This is a genomic window from Couchioplanes caeruleus (assembly GCF_023499255.1).
GTDB classification, from domain to species: domain Bacteria; phylum Actinomycetota; class Actinomycetes; order Mycobacteriales; family Micromonosporaceae; genus Actinoplanes; species Actinoplanes caeruleus_A.
Map to the genome: position 1 here is coordinate 5899026 of NZ_CP092183.1, position 18625 is coordinate 5917650.

The window sequence follows — 18625 nt, forward strand, 5'->3', positions numbered from 1 at the left end:
GCGCGGCGCGGCGTGCGATGGTGGAGGGGTGAAGCCACCGCAGAGTCATGCCGATCTTCTGGACGAGCCGACGTTCGCGCACCTGGCCACGGTCCGGCCGGACGGGTCGCCGCAATCGAGCGTCATGTGGTTCGCCTGGGACGGCGACCGTATCCGCATGACGCACACCAAGACCCGGCAGAAGTTCCGCAACCTGGCGAACGAGCCCCGGGTCGCGCTGTCCATCGCCGACCCGCGGGACCCGTACCGCTTCCTGGAGATCCGGGGCGTGCTCGAGGACGTCACCGACGACGACGAGCAAGCCTCGTTCTACCGCTCGCTGCAGGAGCGCTACGGGATGGTCTACCCCATCCCCGACGCCGACGTTCGGGTCATCATGACGATCCGCCCGGAGAAGTTCGTCGCCGTCAAGAACGGCACGGTCGTCGCCACCGAGGGCTGATCGCTACCCGGTGAAGTAGTCGTCGAGCGCGGTGAGCAGCCGGTCGACGTCGGCGTCGTCGTTGTACGGGGCGAGGCCGATGCGCAGGCCGCCCGGCTTGCCCAGGCCGAGCTGCTCGGCGGTCTCGTGGGCGTAGAACGATCCGGCCGGGGCGTTGACGCCGCGGCCGGCCAGGAACGTGCTGACGGCGGCCGGCTCGACGCCGTCGAAGGTGACCAGCAGCGTCGGGGTGCGCCGGCGCGCGCGGGAGTGGACGGTGACGCCGGGCAGGCGCGACAGGCCGTCCTCGATCCGGGCGCGCAGGCGGTCCTCGTGGCGTTCGACCAGCGCCATGCCGGCTTCGAGCCGCTGCCGGCGGGAGCCGTCCGCACCCGCCAGGCCGGCGAGGAAGGTGACGGCGGCGGTCGTTCCGGCCATGAGCTCGTACGGCAGCGTGCCGAGCTCGAAGCGCTCCGGGACCCGGTCCGGCGACGGCAGCAGCTTGTCCGGGCGCAACTCCTCGAGGAGCTCCGGCCGGCCGGTGACCACCCCGCAGTGCGGCCCGAGGAACTTGTACGGCGAGCACGCGAAGAAGTCGGCCTTCAGCGCTCCGACGTCCACCAGGGTGTGGGCCGTGTAGTGCACGCCGTCGACGTACAGCCGGGCGCCGGCGTCGTGGGCCGCGTCGGCGAACGCCGGGATGTCGGGCATGGTGCCGATGAGGTTGGAGGCGGCCGTGACGGCGACCAGCCTGGTGCGCCCGCTGAGCTGCCGGTGCAGCGCGTCGACCGTCAGCTCGCCGGTGCGGACGTCGAAGTCCATCCAGCGGACCGTCACCCCCGCGCGCTCGGCGGCGATCACCCAGGGCCGGACGTTCGCGTCGTGGTCCAGCCGGGACACCACGATCTCGTCACCCGGCGACCACTGCGCGGCGAGCATCCGGGACATGTCGAAGGTCAGCGCCGTCATGCTGCGCCCGACGATCACGCTGTCCGCGGTGGTGCGGAGCAGGTCGGCGAGCGCGGCGCGGCACTGCGTGACGGCCCGCTCGGCGTTGCGCTCGGCGGCGGTGGTGGTCCCCCGGTTGGCCAGCGGGCTGAGCAGCGTGTCCCGGATGGCGTCCGCGACGACGTCGGGCGTCTGGGAGCCGCCGGGCCCGTCGAAGTGGGCGGCACCCTGCGCGAGCGCCGGGAAGTGGGCTCGGATCCGCGCGACGTCCAACTCGGCTCCTGCCGTCGTGCGGTGCGTGCTGTCGCTCATGTGGTCCGATCCTCGCGTCGACGCTGGTTTCCTGCAACGCCGACGGGGCGGCACCGGGTCCCCGGCACCGCCCCGTGACAGCCGCTACGGGTGTCAGCGGACGGCGCATCCGTACGAGCAGGGCGTGGTGAACTGGGCGAAGTGGGGACGGCTGACGCCGCCGAACGCCGTGAACTCGCCGCCCACCGCGATCCTGCCGAGGGCCGGGTGGACGTCCATGCCGAGGACCCCCCACCTGCCGTTGCTCTTCGGGTTCCAGGGCAGCAGCGAGCCGGTGCCCGCGTCGAGGGCCATCAGCTTCGGCTGGCTGCGCAGGGTGGTCGGGCACCACGAGGTCGCGGTGCGCGACGGTACGGTGCAGGCGACGGTGAAGTGGCCGCCGGCGTACACCGCGGAGCCCAGGTGGGTGATCGCCTGCACGTCGCCGTCCGTGACCGTGCTCCAGACCAGCTGCCCGTCCGGCCGGTACGCGGCCACCCGCCCACCGGGCCCGGCGAGTCCCGCGTACACCTTGTCGGACGCGACGGTGATCGCCATGACGGTGTACGGCGTGACCGGCCGGAACGACGTGTCGACCTGCCCGTCTGCGAGCCGGAGGGCGGCGAGCCGTACGCTGCCCGCCGCGCCGTTGAGGCTCTTGAAGCCACCGCCGGCGTACAGCCGGGAACCGGCCACGGTCAGCGCTCTCACCTGGCCGTCGGCGCCCCCGGCGAACGCGGTGTCCAGCGCGCCGGTGGTCAGGTCGAAGGCCGCGAGGTTGCGTCGCGTCTTCGCGTCGACGGCGCTGATCGACCCGCCGAGGAACAGCCGTCCGCCGCCCGCGGCCAGCGCGTGGCCCTCACCCGTGACCGTGTGCCGCAGGGCGCCGACCGCGCCGGTGCGCAGGTCGACACTGGCCAGGCCGCCGCGAGCCTGGTCACCGACCGTGGTGAACTTGCCGGTGATGTAGAGCGACTTGTCGAACGCGGTGAGCCCGAAGACGGTGCCGTTGGTCGCCGGCGCCCAGGGCAGCAGCTCGCCGGTACGGGCGTTGAGGGCGGCCAGCCGCTTGCGGGGCACCGACCGCCCGTCGACGACGGCGTTCCGGAAGCTGCCGGCCACGTACACGGTGGAACCGGCGTACGCGGTGGCGTACACGAGCCCGTCGAAGGTCACCGAGGGCGCCGGCTTGGCGGACACCAGCGGGGTGGCGGCCATGGAGGCCGTGGGCGCGGCCGTCACGGCGAGCACGCCGGCGAGCACCGCACCGAGGTGGCGCCGCCGCGGCAGGGCATAGCGCGCAATCGAGGCTGAAAACATGCGGCGACGGTAAAGCAGCCGAAAACCCCGCATTCGGAAAACGCCCGACGTCCGCCCTAACGGGGCAGCCTTCAGTCGGGAGGTGGGTGGGTGGTGGGGCGGCTGGACGGGGGTCGTCCACATGGGCCGGGGCGAGGTATTGACACAGTTGGAGCGGCGGCGAAACACTTAGGAAACTTTTGTGAGAGCGCTCTCACTGGCAGCCCACTCCTCGCCCCTGCGGCGCAGTCCCCCTGCTCGAAACCCCAGCACCGCGGGCAGGCAAGAAGGAAGTAGGACGGCACATGACACCCATCCCCAGACGGCGCGGCCGCGGGTTGCTCGGAGCACTGGCACTGGTGGTGGTCGCCGCGCTCGGCGTGACGGCCTTCGACCAGGCCGCCTCGGCGGCCGCCGTCACCGGCGCCACCATCGCCGGGCCCGGCGGCAAGTGCGTCGACGTGAGCGGCGACGACACCGGCGTCAACGGAACGGCGGTCCAGCTCTGGGACTGCCAGACCAACGCCGCGGACCAGCACTGGACCTGGAACGGCACCGCGCTGACCACGATCGGCCGCTGCCTGGACGTGGCCAACGGCGGGACGGCGAACGGTACGCTGCTCCAGCTCTGGGAGTGCAACAACACCGGCGCCCAGCAGTGGGTGCAGCAGACCAACGGCTCGCTCAAGAACCCGCAGTCCGGCCGCTGCGTGGACGCGCCCGCCGGGGCCACCGCCAACGGCACGCGGCTGCAGATCTACGACTGCAACGGCACCGGCGCCCAGACGTTCCGGGTCGGGACCGTGACGACCCCGCCCACCGGCACCTGCCCGACCTACTCCGACACCCCGGACCTCGGCCCGAACGTGCACATCTACGACCACTCGATGTCCGACGCGGCCATCCAGTCGTCGCTGGACAGCGTGTTCAACGCGCAGAAGGACACGGCCTCGGCCCAGTTCGCCACCCGGCGCGACGCCCTGGTCTTCAAGCCGAGCACCACGCCGTACAACGTCGGCGCGAACATCGGCTTCAACACCTCGATCCTCGGCCTCGGCCAGAACCCCGACGACGTCCGCATCAACGGCGCCGTGACGGTCGACGCGTTCAACGCGAGCGACGCCGGCAACGCGACGCAGAACTTCTGGCGCTCCGCCGAGAACATGTCGGTCAACACGAACGGCGGCACCAACCGCTGGGCCGTCGCCCAGGCCGCGCCGTACCGCCGCATGCACGTGATCGGCGGGCTCAACCTGTTCCCGGCGAGCTACGGCTGGGCCAGCGGCGGTTACATCTCCGACAGCAAGGTCGACGGCAACGTCGAGTCGGCGTCCCAGCAGCAGTGGTACACCAAGGACAGCACCCTCGGCAGCTGGAGCGGCTCCAACTGGAACATGGTGTTCTCGGGCACCAACGGCGCCCCCGCGACCAACTTCAACACCGCGGCGGCCGGCCCCCGCTTCACGACGCTGGGCACCACGCCGGTGTCGCGCGACGTGCCGTACCTGTACCTCGACTCGGCCGGTAAGTACCGGGTGTTCCTGCCCTCGCTGCGTACCAACGCCTCCGGGCCGAGCTGGGCCGGCGGCAGCACCCCCGGCAGCTCGGTGCCGATGAGCACCTTCTACGTCGCGAAGCCGGGCGACTCCGCGGCGACGATCAACACCGCGCTCGCCAACGGGTGCAACGTCTTCTTCACCCCGGGCATCTACCACGTCAACCAGACGCTGCACGTGACGAAGGCGAACACGGTCGTCCTCGGCATCGGCTACCCGACGATCATCCCGGACAACGGCGTCAACGCGATGGACGTGGCCGACGTCGACGGCGTACGCCTCAAGGGCCTGCTCTTCGACGCCGGCACCACGAACAGCGACACGCTGCTCAAGGTCGGTCTCGCCAAGTCGGGCGTGTCGCACGCGGCGAATCCGGCCACGGTGCAGGACGTGTTCTTCCGGATCGGCGGCATGGTGGCCGGCAAGGCCACCAACAGCCTGGTGGTCAACACCAACAACACGATCATCGACCACACCTGGGCCTGGCGCGCCGACCACGGCAACGGGATCGGCTGGACCACCAACACCGCCGACAACGGCCTGACCGTCAACGGTGACAACGTGCTGGCCACCGGCCTGTTCGTCGAGCACTACCAGAAGAACGAGGTCGTCTGGAACGGCGCCAACGGCAAGATCATCTTCTTCCAGAACGAGATGCCGTACGACCCGCCGAACCAGGCCGCCTGGATGAACGGCTCGCAGAACGGCTACCCGGCGATCAAGGTGGCGTCCGGGGTCACCACATTCGAGGCGTGGGGGCTCGGCAGCTACTGCTTCTTCAACGTCAACAACTCGGTGTCCTCGGCCCGCGCGTTCGAGGTGCCCGCGGTCGCCGGCGTGAAGTTCCACGACATGGCGGTCGTCTCCCTCGGTGGCGTCGGCACCATCTCGCACATCATCAACGACACCGGAGCGGCGGCGAACCCGTCCAACAACAACTCGTACCTGGTCAACTTCCCGTGACCGGCGGCGCCGGGCCCGAGCGCTTCGGGCCCGGCGCCGGAGGGTATCCCCCTGTTCATGACGCCGGTGAAGGTGGGACTGTGCGGCGCCGGCATGGCGCTGACGTCGTACGCCCAACGCTTCCCGGTGCTGGAAGTGCAGCAGACGTTCTATGAGCCACCCCGCGAGACGACCCTGCGGCGGTGGCGCGCCAGTGTCCCACCGGCGTTCGAGTTCACCATCAAGGCGTGGCAGCTGATCACGCACGAGGCGCGAAGCTCCACGTACCGGCGGCTGCGTACCGCGCTGAGCGACGAGGAACGCGCCCAGGTCGGCGGTTTCCGGTGGACGCCCGTCGTCGAGCGCGCCTGGGAGACCACCCTCACCTGCGCCGGCCTCCTGCGGGCCACCGCGATCCTCCTGCAGTGCCCGGCGAGTTTCCGGCCGACCGAGCCGGCCATCGCCCGGATGCGCGAGTTCCTGTCCAAGGCGCCCCGGCCGGCCGGTGCCCGGCTGCTGTGGGAGCCGCGCGGCCCGTGGCCGGACGACGTGGTCCGCGGACTGTGCGAGGAGTACGACCTGACCCACGCCGCCGACCCGTTCCTGCGCCCCAGCCTCACCCCGATGGCCTACTACCGGCTGCACGGCATCGGCGGCGCCGGCCACGTGTACACCGATGCCGAGCTGGCGGCACTGGCCGAGACCGTCGGCGCGGGCCCGGCGTACGTGATGTTCAACAACATCCCGCGCGCCACCGACGCGGAGCGGTTCAGCCGGCTCGTACGCCGGGACGGCCGGAACCAGTAGCGTAAGTCGCGCTGTGACAGCGCGACCCGGCGAGGCTGTGTCGCCGAGCGGAGGAGCCGAACCGACATGACGACCGACAGCGCTGCCGACATCGCGCAGGGCCGCACCGCCCTCGGCATCGAGCTGGGCTCCACCCGGATCAAAGCCGTGCTGATCGGGCCGGACCACCAGCCGCTCGCGGTCGGCAGCCACGACTGGGAGAACCAGTACGTCGACCGGATGTGGACGTATTCGCTCGACGCGGTCCGGGAGGGCCTGCAGCAGTGCTACGCCGCGCTGGCCGCCGACGTGCAGCGCCGGTACGGCGCCGAGCTGACCACCGTCGGCGCGCTGGGCGTGTCCGCGATGATGCACGGCTACCTCGCCTTCGACGCCGCCGGGGAGCTGCTGACGCCGTTCCGCACGTGGCGCAACACCCACACCGGCGCGGCGACCGAGCGGCTGAGCGCCGAGTTCGGCCACAACATCCCGCACCGCTGGAGCGTCGCCCACCTGTACCAGGCCATCCTCGACGGCGAGGAGCACGTCGGCCGGCTGGCCCACCTGACCACATTGGCCGGGTACGTGCACTGGCAGCTCACCGGCGAGCAGGTGCTCGGGGTCGGCGACGCCAGCGGCATGTTCCCCGTCGACATCGCCACCGGCGGCTACGACACCACGATGCTCGCCCGCTTCGACGAGCTCGCCGCCGAGGCGGGCACCGGCCTGACGCTCGCCGGGCTCCTGCCGGGGATCAAGGCGGCCGGCGAGCCCGCCGGGCAGCTCACCGACGCGGGCGCCAAGCTGCTCGACCCCACCGGCCGGCTGCAGGCGGGGATCCCGCTGTGCCCGCCCGAGGGCGACGCCGGTACCGGCATGGTGGCCACCAACTCCGTCGCGCCGCGGACGGGCAACGTCTCGGCCGGCACCAGCATCTTCGCCATGGTCGTGCTCGAGCAGCCGCTGAGCCGCGTACACCCGGAACTGGACCTGGTCACCACCCCCGCCGGTGACCTGGTCGCGATGGTGCACTGCAACAACGGCGCCAGCGAACTCAACGCCTGGGCCGGGCTGTTCACCGAGTTCGCCGCGGCCCTCGGCGCGCCGTCGGACCCGTCCACGGTCTTCGAGACGCTGTTCACCGCGGCCCTCGCCGGTGCGCCGGACTGCGGCGGGCTGATGGCGTACAACTACCTCTCCGGCGAGCCCATCACCGGGCTGGAGGAGGGCCGGCCGCTGTTCCTGCGCTCCCCGGGCAGCCGCTTCGACCTGGCCACGTTCATGCGTACGCACCTGTTCGCCGCGCTGGCCACGCTGCGCATCGGCATGGACGTGCTGCAGAAGGACGAGGGCGTACGCCTGGACGCGATGTTCGCCCACGGCGGCCTGTTCAAGACCCGCGGCGTCGCGCAGAAGTTCCTGGCGGCGGCGATCGACACGCCCGTCTCCGTCGGGGACGTGGCGGCCGAGGGCGGCGCGTGGGGCATCGCCGTGCTCGCCGCGTACCTTCGCGACCGCACCCCCGGGCAGAGCCTGGCCGGCTACCTCACCGACCGGGTGTTCGAGGGCGCCGCCCTGCAGACCGAGGCGCCGGCCCCGGACGACGTCGCCGGCTTCGAGGCGTTCATCGGCCGCTACCGCGCCGGGCTCGCCGTGGAGGAGGCCGCCGCCCGGCACCTCTGACGCGCGCGGCCGGCCTGACCCGCGACGGGCTCAGGCCGGTTGCCGCCCGGCGGGCTCAGGCCGGTTGCCGCGCGGCGTGGGTCTCGACGAGGCCGTCGACGCCGCGCAGGAAGGTGTCGCAGATGCGGGCCGGGTCGAAGAGGCAGCCGGCCGCCATCGCGCCGTCGCGCAGCATGACGAAGTGCTGCGCCGCGGGCTCGGCCGAGGCCGGCTGGATGCGCGCCATCAGGGTGGTGACGGTGTCGAGGAACCATTCCCGGTGCGCCAGGACGGCCCGGTGCACCGGGTGCTCCGGGTCGGGGTATTCGGCCACCGCGTTCAGGAAGGCGCAGCCGCGGAAGCCCGGCGACCGGATGCCCTCCGCGATCGACGCGGCGACGGCCCGGACCGCCTCGGCCGGTGGGAGCCCGGCCCCGGCGGCCGCCTCGACCTGCTGGCGGATGGCCTGGTCCGCGGCCTGGAGATAGGCGAGGACGAGGTCCTCCTTGCCGGGAAAGTGCCGGTAGAAGGTGGCCCGGGTGACCTTGGCCTCGGCGATGATGCGGTCGACGCCGACGGAGTGGATGCCCTCCGAGTAGAAGATCCGGGACGCCGTCGCCAGCAACCGCAGCCGTGCCTCGGACGGCCGCGTACCGGGTTCGCTGGGTGCCATGCGGCCCATCGTAGCGACAGAACGTTCGTTCTTGACATCGCCGCGGCACTGAGCCCATCATCGGCAGGACAGAACGTTCGTTCTTCCTGAGGAGCCGTCATGACGACCGCCACCACCGCACCCACCCTCGCCCGGACAGCGGCCACCCTCCGGCGGCTGTACCTCGTCCGCTTCTTGTTCGCCGTCCTGTGGGTCCTCGTGATGCTCACGACCGCGGACCACCTCGGACCGCCGGCCGCCACGCTGCTCGTGCTCTACCCGCTGTTCGACGTGGCCGCCGCCGTCGTCGACGCCCGCGCGTCACGTGCCACCGGCTCACCCGCCCTGCTGTACGCCAACATCGTGGTCAGCCTGCTCGCAGCGGCGGGCCTGGCCGTCGCCGCCGCGTCCGGCATCCCGGCGGTCCTGCGCGTGTGGGGCGCCTGGGCGGTCGTCGCCGGGCTGATCCAGCTCGTCGTCGGTGTCACCCGTCGCGGCATGGGCGGGCAGTGGCCGATGATCCTCAGCGGCGGGATCTCCGTGCTCGCCGGCGGATCGTTCATCGCCGGCGCCGCCGCCGACGACCCGACGCTGATCAACGCCGTCCTGTACGCCGTACCCGGCGCCGTGTTCTTCCTCATCTCGGCCCTGCGCCTCGGCCGCACGGCGAAGGGTAACTGAGCTGGGCGGCGGGGAATGCTCCTGCGCCGAGGTCCTGGACGGGCGATGAGGCCGGCGAGCGCGCGGGTGGCCTCGGTGTCGGATCCGGGCCGGGCCGTTCGTCGCTAGCGTGAGAGGCGGCCCGCGCGGGCGCCGCCGAGACCGCAGGAGATGACGACCCATGCCGCACTCACCGGCCACCGTCCACCGCATGTTCGAGCTCCTCGAGCCGATCGCCACCGTGACCTTCTCCGAGGTGCCGAACGAGGCGTTCCTCGCGGTCGGCATGCGCACCTACTGGGACGGCTACTTCGCCGGGCGGGCCGCGCCGCTGGGAACGGCGCCGGCCGAGGTGGTGCACGCGGTCTTCTACAACTTCGCCGAGGGTGAGGTGGCACGCCACATCCCGTGGGTGTGGGGAAAGATCAGCCCCCGGGACGCGATCGCCGTACGCGAGCGGGGCAGCGCCGCCGCCCTGCGGCAACTGATCGGAGAGCTCGCCGACTCCCTCGGCCTGGCACGCGCCGCAGACCTCGCCACCCGGGCGGCGGTCAGCGCCCCGACCGAGGGCCGCCCGCTGTACGCCGGCCTCCGGGCGCTCGACGTGCCCGGGGAACCGGTGGCACGGCTCTGGCACGCGGCGACGCTGCTGCGCGAGCACCGCGGGGACGGGCACAACGCCGCCCTCGTCGCCCACGGCATCGGCGGCACCGAGGCGCACGTCCTGCTCGCCCTGTCCCTCGGCATGCGGGCGGAGAAGTTCGGCCGGATCCACCACCTGCCCCCGGCCCGCCTGGCCGCCGTCATCGACGGGCTGCGTGACCGCGGCCTCGTGAACGCCGACGGCGGGTTCACCGACGCCGGCCGCGAGACCCGGGAGCGGATCGAGGCGCTGACCGACGAGTTGGCGGCGCCGGCGTACGCGGTGCTGGGCGCGGCCGAGCTCGACGAGCTGATCGCCGAGCTCGAGCCGATCGCCGCCGCGGTGCAGGCCGCCGGCGACTGAGCGGCGGGCCGTCAGGTCAGCGTGACCACCAGCGTGTGCCGTCCGGAGCCGGTCGTCGTGCGCAGCTCGTCGCCGCGCGCCGTGTGCACGCGGCGCGCTCCGGCACGACGCCCGTCGACCGTGACCGAGGCGACCTTCGCCCCGGACGGCAGGACGGTGCCGAGCGTCAGTCGCGCGTGCACCGCCGCGTTCACGGTGACCGACAGGACATTGCCTCGGCTGGACGCGCGGACGTCGAGGTGGCCCGCGCCGACCAGGATGTCGGAGCCCGCGATCCGCCGGCCCGCCGGGACCAGCGGCACCACGGACAGCCGCCCGTTGCCCAGGTCGGGCGCCACCCCGAGCTGCTGGTGGACCACCGGCCAGAGCACGCCGTACGCGCCCCAGGCCTGCAGCACGCTGGACCTGCTCAGGAAGTCCTTGCCCAGGTTGGTGCCGAAGTCCGGCGACGGCAGGATCTCCGGCATCGCCCCGGGCATCTCCCACACACCGCGGTCCAGCTGGCTGCGCGCGTTCGCGGTGGTGTAGCGCCGCTGCTGCGCCATCCGGCCGTAGTTGCCCTCGGCCACCGCCATGATGGCGTTGCCCAGCGAGAAGACGCTCCGCTCCGACGGTACGGCGGACACCACGCTGTCGCAGGACGGACCGGGGTTGCCGGCGGGATCGGCCGTGGGGCCCGTTCCGGTGTGGAAGAACCCGAACTCGCCGGTGAAGCAGTCCCGTTCCCGCTGGGTCAGCGCGGTGGTCGCGTGCCCCGCCGGCGCGAGAGGGCCGCGTACGGGCAGTTCCGCCTCCATCGGCGTCGCCCCTATCCAGTAGCGCTGGTACAGCTTCACGTTGCCCGGGTCGGCGAGCGAGTCGGCGTACGAGCGGGCGTCGCCGCCGTACCACCAGGCCGATTCGAACCTGCGGGCCCGCTGCGCCGCCTCGGCCCGGGCCCACGCCGCGGTGGCATGGTCGCCCCTGCTGCGCGCCATGTCGGCCAGGTCGAGCAGGCCTCGGATGGTGTAGACGGTCACGTCGAGCTTCTCGTCGCCCATCCCGGGACGCTCCACGTTGCCGCTGCCCTGCGGCCAGCCGTCGGCGTCGTCGTCGAGCGCGAGCGCGTACCGCATGGCCCGGACCGAGAAGTCGTACAGGTCGTCGCGGAACGCGTCGTCACCGGTCCAGCGCCAGACCAGGGCGACCGCGCTGGGGAACTTCACGGTCTCGTCGGTGTTGCCCGGGTCGGTCTCGGTGCCGTAGTAGACCTGGCCGTCGGGGGTGACCTCGTGCACCACCTTGCCGGAGCGGTGGTTGACCAGCTCGCTGAGGTCGCGCAGCGTCCGCAGGTGGTCCTTCACGGCCGCGAACTGTCCCGCGGCCACCGCGGCGAACGCCGTGTACTCGCCGTCGGTGGCGAAGATCCACGGGTAGTCCGGCCAGCCCGCGCCGATCCAGCGCGCGCGGGCCAGCACGCCGGCCGGCGGCGGAAGCTCGGTGCCCTGATTGCTGGCGAACACCCGCAGGTCCCGCGACTCCTGCACGGAGTCGGCCAGGTTCTGCTTGGACCATTCCACGCTCCGCTGCAGGAGCCGGTCGCCGGGCAGGTCCACGCGGCTGTGCCCGGCCACCGCGGCCTGGGCGGCCCGTTTCGCCGTTAGCGCGCCGGCCGGGTCGTGCAGCGCCCGGGCCAGCTCCGCCCGGGCGGGCGCGAGGCCCCGGTCGGACCCCGCGACCGCGAACCAGACCGTACGGCCGGAGCCGCCGACCACGACGTCGTAGGTGAGCCGGCCGCCCGTACCCCTGCCGTCGGGGCCGTCGTCGCACACCGCGGGAGCCGGGTCGCCGCAGACGACACCACCCTGCGGGCCGCGCATGCCGGGGCCGAGCGCGTGCCCGGTCGGCGTCAGGCTGCTGCCCACCAGCGCCGCCCAGTCGTGCGGCCGTGCGTTCGGGACCGGCGGCGTGCCCCGGTCGCGGAAGACCAGGCTGCGGCCGTCGAAGGAGCCGGTGTCGGCCAGGTTGGCCGTGCTCTGGCCGGGGGTGGTGAACCCCCACGGGTACGCCGACAGCAGCTCGGAGTGCGCGTCCACCGTCAGCCGCACGGTGCCGGCACCGGCCGGGAACCGCAGCCCGATGAGCGCCGCCCGACCACCGTCCGGTACGACGTCGACCCGCTGGACGGTCAGCCCGCCCGGCCCGGCCAGGTCCATGGTCGTGTACCCGGCGCCCGTGGTGAACCGGCCGGCCTTCAGCCACGTGCCGTTCGCGCCGAACCAGACGCCGTCCAGCAGCTTGACCGGCGGCGTCCAGAAGCCGCCCATCTCGCCGCGGATGTGCCACCCGGTGCCGGGATAGGTGCCGTCCTCGGCGCCCACCTCGTACAGCCGGTCCCCGGTGACCACGAACCTGCGGTCCCCCAGCCGCTCGGTCTCCGACAGCCCCGCGGAGGGGCCGGAGGCGGAGGCTGCGGGCGCATACCCCGCCAGACCGATGACGGTGCCGGCGACGACGGCCGCGGCGAACGCGCGGCGGGCCCGGCCCCTGCGAACGTGACGCTCCATTGGCACGCTCCCGGATGGAAATCCGCTGATGTCCCTCGGCTCACCCTCGTCCGCCGGAGCCACCCGCGCACATCCCCCGATCGGGCACGAGCGGGCCGGTTCGACTCGGGCCTCAGGACCGGGACACGGGCGCACCCGGAGGAGCGCGAGCGACGCCGGACCCGACCCGGATCAGGCGATGCGCTCGTCGGTGAGCGGCCACCGCCGTTGCGACGCGGCCGGTACGCCCAGCGTGTCGAGCCTGCGCAGGATCACTCCCTCGCGCAGCGCCCACGGGCAGATGTGCAGCTCCCGGACCTCCAGCGCCCGCATCGCGGACCGGGCCACCAGCGCGCCCGCCACGAGCTGGTGCGCGCGGGAGGGGCTGACACCCTCCAGGCCGGCCAGGTCGGCCGATGCCATCCGGGTGATGAAGCCGTACACCTGGCGCAGCCCGACGTCGGTGAGGGTCGGCGCACCCGGGGCCCGGCACCCGACGGCGCGGCGCCGGCGAGCCGCGTCAGCGAGCGGAACGTCTTCGAGGTGCCCACGGCCACGTCGAACGGGCCGGCCCGCCGCACCTGCCGGGCGACCGGCGTGAGGGCGGCATCGAGGTCTTCGGAGAGGCCCTTGAGGGTGCCGCGGGCCGGCGGGTCACCGGTCAGCCGTTCCCGGGTCAGCCGTCCCGCGCCGAACGGCAACGACACCGCCAGGTCGGGGTCCTCGTCGCGGCCCGCGGCCAGCTCGAGCGAACCGCCACCGATGTCGAGCACCAGCAACCGTCCGGCCGACCAGCCGTACCAGCGGCGTACGGCGAGAAAGGTGTACCGGGCCTCGTCCTCGCCGGACAGCACCTGGAGGCCGACGCCGGTCTCCGCGCGCACCCGGGACAGCACCGCGGCGGAGTTGCCGGCATCGCGCAGCGCCGACGTCGCGAAGGCCAGCAGGTCGTCGCACCCCGCCGCTGCGGCCGCCGCCTTCGCCCGGGCCACGGCGCGCACCAGCCGGCCGGCCACCGCCTCGCTCAGCCGGCCGCCCTCGAGATGCTCGGCGAGCCGCAGCTCCGTCTTCTCCGAGTGCATCGGGTCGGGATGGCCGCCGCGATGAGCGTCGACGACGAGGAGGTGCACGGTGTTCGAGCCGACATCCAGCACGCCGAGCCGCATGACATGGACGCTAACGCCGGGTGTCGGCAGGCGCCCCCGCCCGGCGAGCAGTTTCATCCGGCGTTCAGCGACCGTTCCTCCGCGGCACATGATCGGGCCCGGGGAGGCCGCGGACGGCGGGCCCGCAACATCCGCCGGGGTCGCCCGCGCAGCCGTTCGCCTGCCGCGGCACTACGCTGGCAGGAGTGGACGAACAGGCGGTGATGCGCGAGCGGTTGCGCCGGATGGAAGCGGTGACCGACGCTGCCCTGTCCCGCCTCGGCGTGCCCGAGATGCTCGACGAGCTGCTCGAGCGCGTACGCGTCCTGCTCGGCACCGACACCGCCGTGATCCTGCTGCTCGACCCGCACGCCCGGCAGCTGGTGGCCACCGCGGCGAAGGGGCTGGAGGCGGAGGTGCGCCAGGGCGTGCGCATCCCGGTCGGTCAGGGCTTCGCCGGGCGGATCGCGCAGAGCCGCCTGCCGGTGATCGTGTCCGACGTGACCTCGGCCGACGTGATCAGCCCGATCCTGCTGGAGACCGGCGTACGGTCCCTGCTCGGGGTGCCGATCTTCGCCGCCGGCGACGTCGTCGGGGTGCTGCACGTCGGCACCTTCACCCGTCGCCGCTTCGGCGCCGAGGACATCGCCCTGCTGCAGCTGGTCGCGGACCGGGCCGGCGTCGCCGCGCACATCCGCTCCGCCAAGGCCGAGCAGCAGGCCGCCCTGTCCCTGCAGCGCAGCCTGCTGCCGCCACAGCTGCCCGAGCTCGCGGGCCTGAGCATGGCCGCCCGCTACCTGCCCGGCCACGAGTTCGGCGTCGGCGGGGACTGGTACGACGTGTTCCCGCTGCCCTCCGGCTGGACCGGCCTGGTCATCGGCGACGTCTCCGGGCACGGGCTGGCCTCGGCGGTGGTGATGGGCCGCATCCGCAGCGCATTGCGGGCGTACGCCCTGGTCAGCGACGATCCGGCCGAGGTGCTGACCCTGCTCGACCGCAAGGTGCGCCACTTCGAGGCGGGCAGCCTCACGACCGCGCTCTACACCATGATCTCCCCCGACCGTGCCGCCGTACGGCTGTCCAGCGCCGGCCACCTGCCCCCGGTCCTGGCCGTGCCGGGCCGCGACACGGTGCTGATGGACATCCCGGTCAACGCGCCGCTCGGCGTCGGTCACCCGCCACGCCGCAGTGTCACGGAGACCGCCCTCCCGCCGCGGTCGCTGCTGCTGAGCTACACCGACGGGCTCGTCGAGCGGCGCGACCGGATCATCGACGTCGGCCTCAAGGCCCTGGTGTCCGCCGTGCAGGCCGACGACCCGCACACAGTGTGCAGCCTGGTGATGTCGGAGGTCGCCCAGGACCCCGCCACGGACGACATCGCCGTGCTGGCCGTACGCCGGGAGACCGCCGGCCCGGCCGTCAGCCCTTGACCGCTCCGGTGAGGCCGCCGACGATGCGGCGTTCGAAGAGGCTGAAGAACACCAGCGCCGGGATCATCGACAGCGAGGTGAAGGCGAGCACCTTCGCCGTGTCGACCGAGTACTGCGACGAGAAGGCCTGGACGCCCAGCGGCAGGGTGAAGCTGTCCTGGTCGTTGAGGATGAACAGCGGCAGCAGGTAGCTGTTCCAGCTGCCGATGAACGCGAGGATGCCGGTGGTGATCAGCCCCGGTACCGACAGCGGGAGCACCATCCGCCAGAAGAAGCCGAGCCGGCTGCAGCGGTCGATGGCCGCGGCCTCCTCGATCTCCTTCGGGATGGCGCGCAGGAACGGCACCAGGATGATGATCGTGGTCGGCAGGCCGAAGGCGATCTGCGGCAGGATCACGCCGGGCAGCGTGTTCACCAGCCCGAGGTTCTTGACGAGGATGTACAGCGGCGTGATGGCGACCGTCACCGGGAACATCAGGCCCGAGGCGAACAGGGCGTACATCGCTCCGCGGCCGCGGAACCGGTAGCGGGCCAGGACGTAGCTCGCCATGACCCCCAGCGTGACGACCGCGACGGTGGTGGCCAGGGCCACGATCGTGGAGTTGCCGACCTGCCGCCAGAACGTGTCGCTGGTCAGGACGTCGGTGTAGTTGGCGCCCACCCACGGGTGCGGCAGGCCCGCGGGATCGGTGATGATCTGGGAGTTGGTCCGGAAGCCGCCGATGATGATGTAGATGACGGGCCCGAGCATGAGGCCGATCAGCAGGAGCGCGGCGGCGTAGACGGCGGGGTTGCCCCAGCGGGCGTCGTTCCTGGCCATGTCTACCGCCCTCCGGTGAGCGCGCCCTCGGTGTCCCGGCGCAGGACGAAGCGCTGGTACACGAGGGCGATGATCAGTGAGATGAAGAAGATCACGACGGCCACCGCGTTGCCGTAGCCGTAGTTCGCCGCGTTGCGCCCCTCGACGACCATGTACGTCGCCATCGTGGAGGTGCCCGCGGTCGACGCGACGTACTGGCCCCAGATGATGTAGACCAGGTCGAAGAGCTGCAGCGCGCCGATGATCGACAAAAACGCCCAGATCCGGATCGTCGGCCCGAGCAGCGGCAGGGTGATCCGCCACTGGGTCTGCCAGTACGAGGCCCCGTCGACGGCCGCCGCCTCGGACAGCTCCTCGGGGATGTTCTGCATGCCGGCCAGGAAGAGGATCACCGCGAAGCCGACGTACTTCCAGGTGAGGATGAACATCAGGGTCCAGATGGCGAGGCTGCGGTTGGCCAGCCAGTCCTGGGCCAGGCCGTCGAGGCCGGCGGACCGCAGGACGTCGTTGACCGCGCCGTTGGCCTGCAGCATGAGGGCCCAGGCGGTGCCGACGATGACCTCGGCGATCACGTACGGCACGAAGATGAGCACCCGGATCAGCGACTGGCCCCGTACCTTCCGGTTGAGCAGGAGCGCGAGGCAGATGGCGATCGGGCCCTGCAGGACGAGCGACAGCACCGCGATCTGGCCGTTGTGCCACAGCGCCTGGTGGAACGAGCTGTCCTGCAGGATGGTGCGGTAGTTGTCCAGGCCGACGAAGTTGGTCGGCACCCCGTAGCCCTTCCACCGGTAGAAGCCGTAGTACGCGGCCATCAGCACCGGGAAGATCACGAAGCCGACGAACATCAGGAGCGCGGGGCCGGACAGCACCGCGATCTCCAGCCGCTGGGCCCAGCCGATTCCCCGCCGGCGGGCGCGCGGCGGAGGCGACGTCTGGGCGCCGCCTCCGCTGCGTACGCGCTTGCCGGACGCGTCCTCGGTGACCGTGGTGCTCTTGCCACCGACGTTGCTGCTCATGGCTCGGCTACCCTCAGCCCTTCTTGGCTGCGTCGTTCACGGCCTGGATGATCCCGGCGACGTCGCCCTTGCCGGCGAGCAGGTTCACGACGCCGACGTTGAGCGCGTTGCCGACGTTCTGGCCGTACACGGTGTCGAGCCACTGCGAGACGTACGGCGCCTTGTTGTAGGCGTCGAGGACCGCCTTGAGGTAGTCCTCGGTGACCGCGCCCTGCGCCTGCTTGCTGACCGGGATCGCGTTGAAGGCCTTGTAGTACGCCTCCTGCACGTTCTTGGTCAGGATGTAGTTGAGGAAGTCGGCGCACTCCTTCGGCGCCTGGGCCGAGCAGGAGTAGCCGTCCGCGCCGCCCATGATCGCGGCCGGGTCGCCCTGGCCGCCGGGGACCGCGGGGAACGGGAAGTAGCCGAGGTCCGGCAGGGGCTTCGTGTCCTTGGTCAGCGAGGCGATGACACCCGGGTCCCAGGCGCCCATCAGTTCCATGCTCGCCTTGTGGTTGGCCACCAGGCCCGCCGAGCTGCCCGCGCCCTGCTGGGCGGAGGTGGTCAGGAAGCCCTCGGTGAACGGCTTCGTGGCGGCGAAGGCCTTGAGGTCCTCACCGGCCTTGGTCCAGCACGGGTCGGTGAAGGTCTTGTCCTTGGCGGCGGCGTCGAGGGTGGCCTTGCTGCACGCCCGCAGCGCGAAGAAGTAGTACCAGTGGGCGGCCGGCCACGCGTCCTTGCCGCCGAGCGCGATCGGCTTGCCCTTCGCCTTGAGCTTGGTGACGGCCTGGTTCAGGTCGTCCAGAGTGGCCGGCGGCGTGGTGACGCCCGCCTCGCGGAAGAGGTCCTTGCTGTACCAGAAGCCGCCGGGCAGGATCGCGACCGGTACGGCGTACGTCTTGCCGTCGACCTGCCCGGTCTGCAGCGCGGCATCGCCCACCGCCTGCTTGGTCTCGGCGCTGATGTCGTTGGTGACGTCCTTGAGCTGGCCCGCCTCGACCATGGCGGCCATCTTCCCGCCGCCGCGCTGCAGGAAGATGTCGGGCGCGGAGCCGGAGTTCAGCGCGGTCTGCAGCTTGCCGTCCAGGTCCTCGTTCTGGACCTGCTGAATCTTGATCTTGACCTTGGGGTTCGCGGCCTGGAAATCGGCGACCGTCTTGTCCCAGAACGCCTTGCCGGGCCCGGTCGTGGCGTTGTGCCAGAACTGCATCGTGACGGTGCCCCCGGAATCGGAGCCGTCGTCGTCGCCGCTGCACGCCGACAGGCCCAGGGCGCTCAACGCCACCACGGCCGTCAATGCGAGGGTCCTGATAGGTGCCATGGAGCCCACCTCTCGATACCGGAAGTTTCGGAATAGTTCCGAAAGATGGCGCTCAAACTATGGAGAGCTTCAATCATCTGTCAAGGCATTCGTCGTGATCATTGGTAACACGTACGTAACGCCCGGCTGGCCTATAGTGACCACTGGCGCGATCCGGATTCCG

Annotated in this window: 14 protein-coding genes and 1 pseudogene; 7 read left to right on the forward strand and 8 right to left on the reverse strand. The window is 72.0% G+C overall.

The genetic code is table 11. From position 1 onward, the window contains the following. The first annotated feature begins 28 nt into the window (after positions 1–28). Complete coding sequence (locus tag COUCH_RS27330) at positions 29–442, forward strand: PPOX class F420-dependent oxidoreductase (protein WP_249608080.1); 414 nt, start codon at positions 29–31, stop codon at positions 440–442. Between the two features lie 3 nt (positions 443–445). On the opposite strand, the gene COUCH_RS27335 is transcribed toward COUCH_RS27330, so the two are convergent. Continuing rightward, positions 446–1681, reverse strand: a complete 1236-nt coding sequence (locus tag COUCH_RS27335) for a cysteine desulfurase-like protein (protein WP_249608081.1) — start codon at positions 1679–1681, stop codon at positions 446–448. 93 nt (positions 1682–1774) lie between these two features. After that, positions 1775–2980 (reverse strand): PQQ-like beta-propeller repeat protein, encoded by a 1206-nt coding sequence (locus COUCH_RS27340; protein WP_249608082.1) that lies wholly within the window; start codon positions 2978–2980, stop codon positions 1775–1777. A gap of 284 nt (positions 2981–3264) precedes the next feature. Between COUCH_RS27340 and COUCH_RS27345 the strand changes: the two genes are divergently transcribed. The 3 genes from COUCH_RS27345 to COUCH_RS27355 all read left to right on the forward strand — a co-directional run bounded on the left by COUCH_RS27345 (position 3265) and on the right by COUCH_RS27355 (position 7926). Next, positions 3265–5478, forward strand: coding sequence for a ricin-type beta-trefoil lectin domain protein (locus COUCH_RS27345; protein ID WP_249608083.1), 2214 nt, complete (start codon positions 3265–3267; stop codon positions 5476–5478). Positions 5479–5535: 57 nt separating this feature from the next. After that, positions 5536–6264 (forward strand): DUF72 domain-containing protein, encoded by a 729-nt coding sequence (locus COUCH_RS27350; protein ID WP_249608084.1) that lies wholly within the window; start codon positions 5536–5538, stop codon positions 6262–6264. A 66-nt stretch (positions 6265–6330) separates the two neighbouring features. Continuing rightward, the gene (locus COUCH_RS27355; RefSeq protein ID WP_249608085.1) at positions 6331–7926 is read left to right on the forward strand and encodes a xylulokinase; all 1596 of its coding nucleotides are present in this window, start codon (positions 6331–6333) and stop codon (positions 7924–7926) included. A 55-nt stretch (positions 7927–7981) separates the two neighbouring features. Here COUCH_RS27355 and COUCH_RS27360 read toward each other — a convergent pair whose 3' ends face one another. Next, the gene (locus tag COUCH_RS27360; protein ID WP_249608086.1) at positions 7982–8578 is read right to left on the reverse strand and encodes a TetR/AcrR family transcriptional regulator; all 597 of its coding nucleotides are present in this window, start codon (positions 8576–8578) and stop codon (positions 7982–7984) included. A 99-nt stretch (positions 8579–8677) separates the two neighbouring features. On the opposite strand from COUCH_RS27360, the gene COUCH_RS27365 reads away from it, so the two are divergent. Both COUCH_RS27365 and COUCH_RS27370 read left to right on the forward strand, forming a co-directional pair. Beyond that, positions 8678–9238: a hypothetical protein gene (locus COUCH_RS27365; RefSeq protein WP_249608087.1), complete on the forward strand. Its 561-nt coding sequence runs from the start codon at positions 8678–8680 to the stop codon at positions 9236–9238. Positions 9239–9428: 190 nt separating this feature from the next. Beyond that, positions 9429–10223, forward strand: a complete 795-nt coding sequence (locus COUCH_RS27370; protein ID WP_249608088.1) for an SCO6745 family protein — start codon at positions 9429–9431, stop codon at positions 10221–10223. A gap of 11 nt (positions 10224–10234) precedes the next feature. Here COUCH_RS27370 and COUCH_RS27375 read toward each other — a convergent pair whose 3' ends face one another. Together COUCH_RS27375 and COUCH_RS27380 are read right to left on the reverse strand one after the other, a co-directional pair. Beyond that, positions 10235–12769 carry a hypothetical protein gene (locus tag COUCH_RS27375; RefSeq protein ID WP_249608089.1) on the reverse strand — a complete coding sequence of 845 codons (2535 nt, stop codon included), beginning with the start codon at positions 12767–12769 and terminating at the stop codon, positions 10235–10237. Between the two features lie 171 nt (positions 12770–12940). Next, positions 12941–13914, reverse strand: a pseudogene (locus tag COUCH_RS27380) (hypothetical protein). Positions 13915–14099: 185 nt separating this feature from the next. Here COUCH_RS27380 and COUCH_RS27385 point away from each other — a divergent pair. Then, positions 14100–15323 carry a PP2C family protein-serine/threonine phosphatase gene (locus tag COUCH_RS27385; RefSeq protein ID WP_249608090.1) on the forward strand — a complete coding sequence of 408 codons (1224 nt, stop codon included), beginning with the start codon at positions 14100–14102 and terminating at the stop codon, positions 15321–15323. On the opposite strand, the gene COUCH_RS27390 is transcribed toward COUCH_RS27385, so the two are convergent. From COUCH_RS27390 to COUCH_RS27400, 3 genes are read right to left on the reverse strand one after another with little or no spacing between them, the layout of a single operon-like run. Further along, on the reverse strand, positions 15313–16143 hold the full coding sequence (locus COUCH_RS27390) for a carbohydrate ABC transporter permease (protein ID WP_249608091.1): 831 nt from the start codon (positions 16141–16143) through the stop codon (positions 15313–15315). The two genes, COUCH_RS27385 and COUCH_RS27390, sit on opposite strands and share 11 nt — an antisense overlap. 2 nt (positions 16144–16145) lie before the next feature. Next, positions 16146–17162, reverse strand: coding sequence for a carbohydrate ABC transporter permease (locus COUCH_RS27395; protein ID WP_249608092.1), 1017 nt, complete (start codon positions 17160–17162; stop codon positions 16146–16148). 13 nt (positions 17163–17175) lie between these two features. Then, entirely contained in the window at positions 17176–18462 is a 1287-nt protein-coding gene (locus tag COUCH_RS27400; protein ID WP_249608093.1) for an ABC transporter substrate-binding protein, read from the reverse strand. Positions 18463–18625 lie beyond the last annotated feature (163 nt).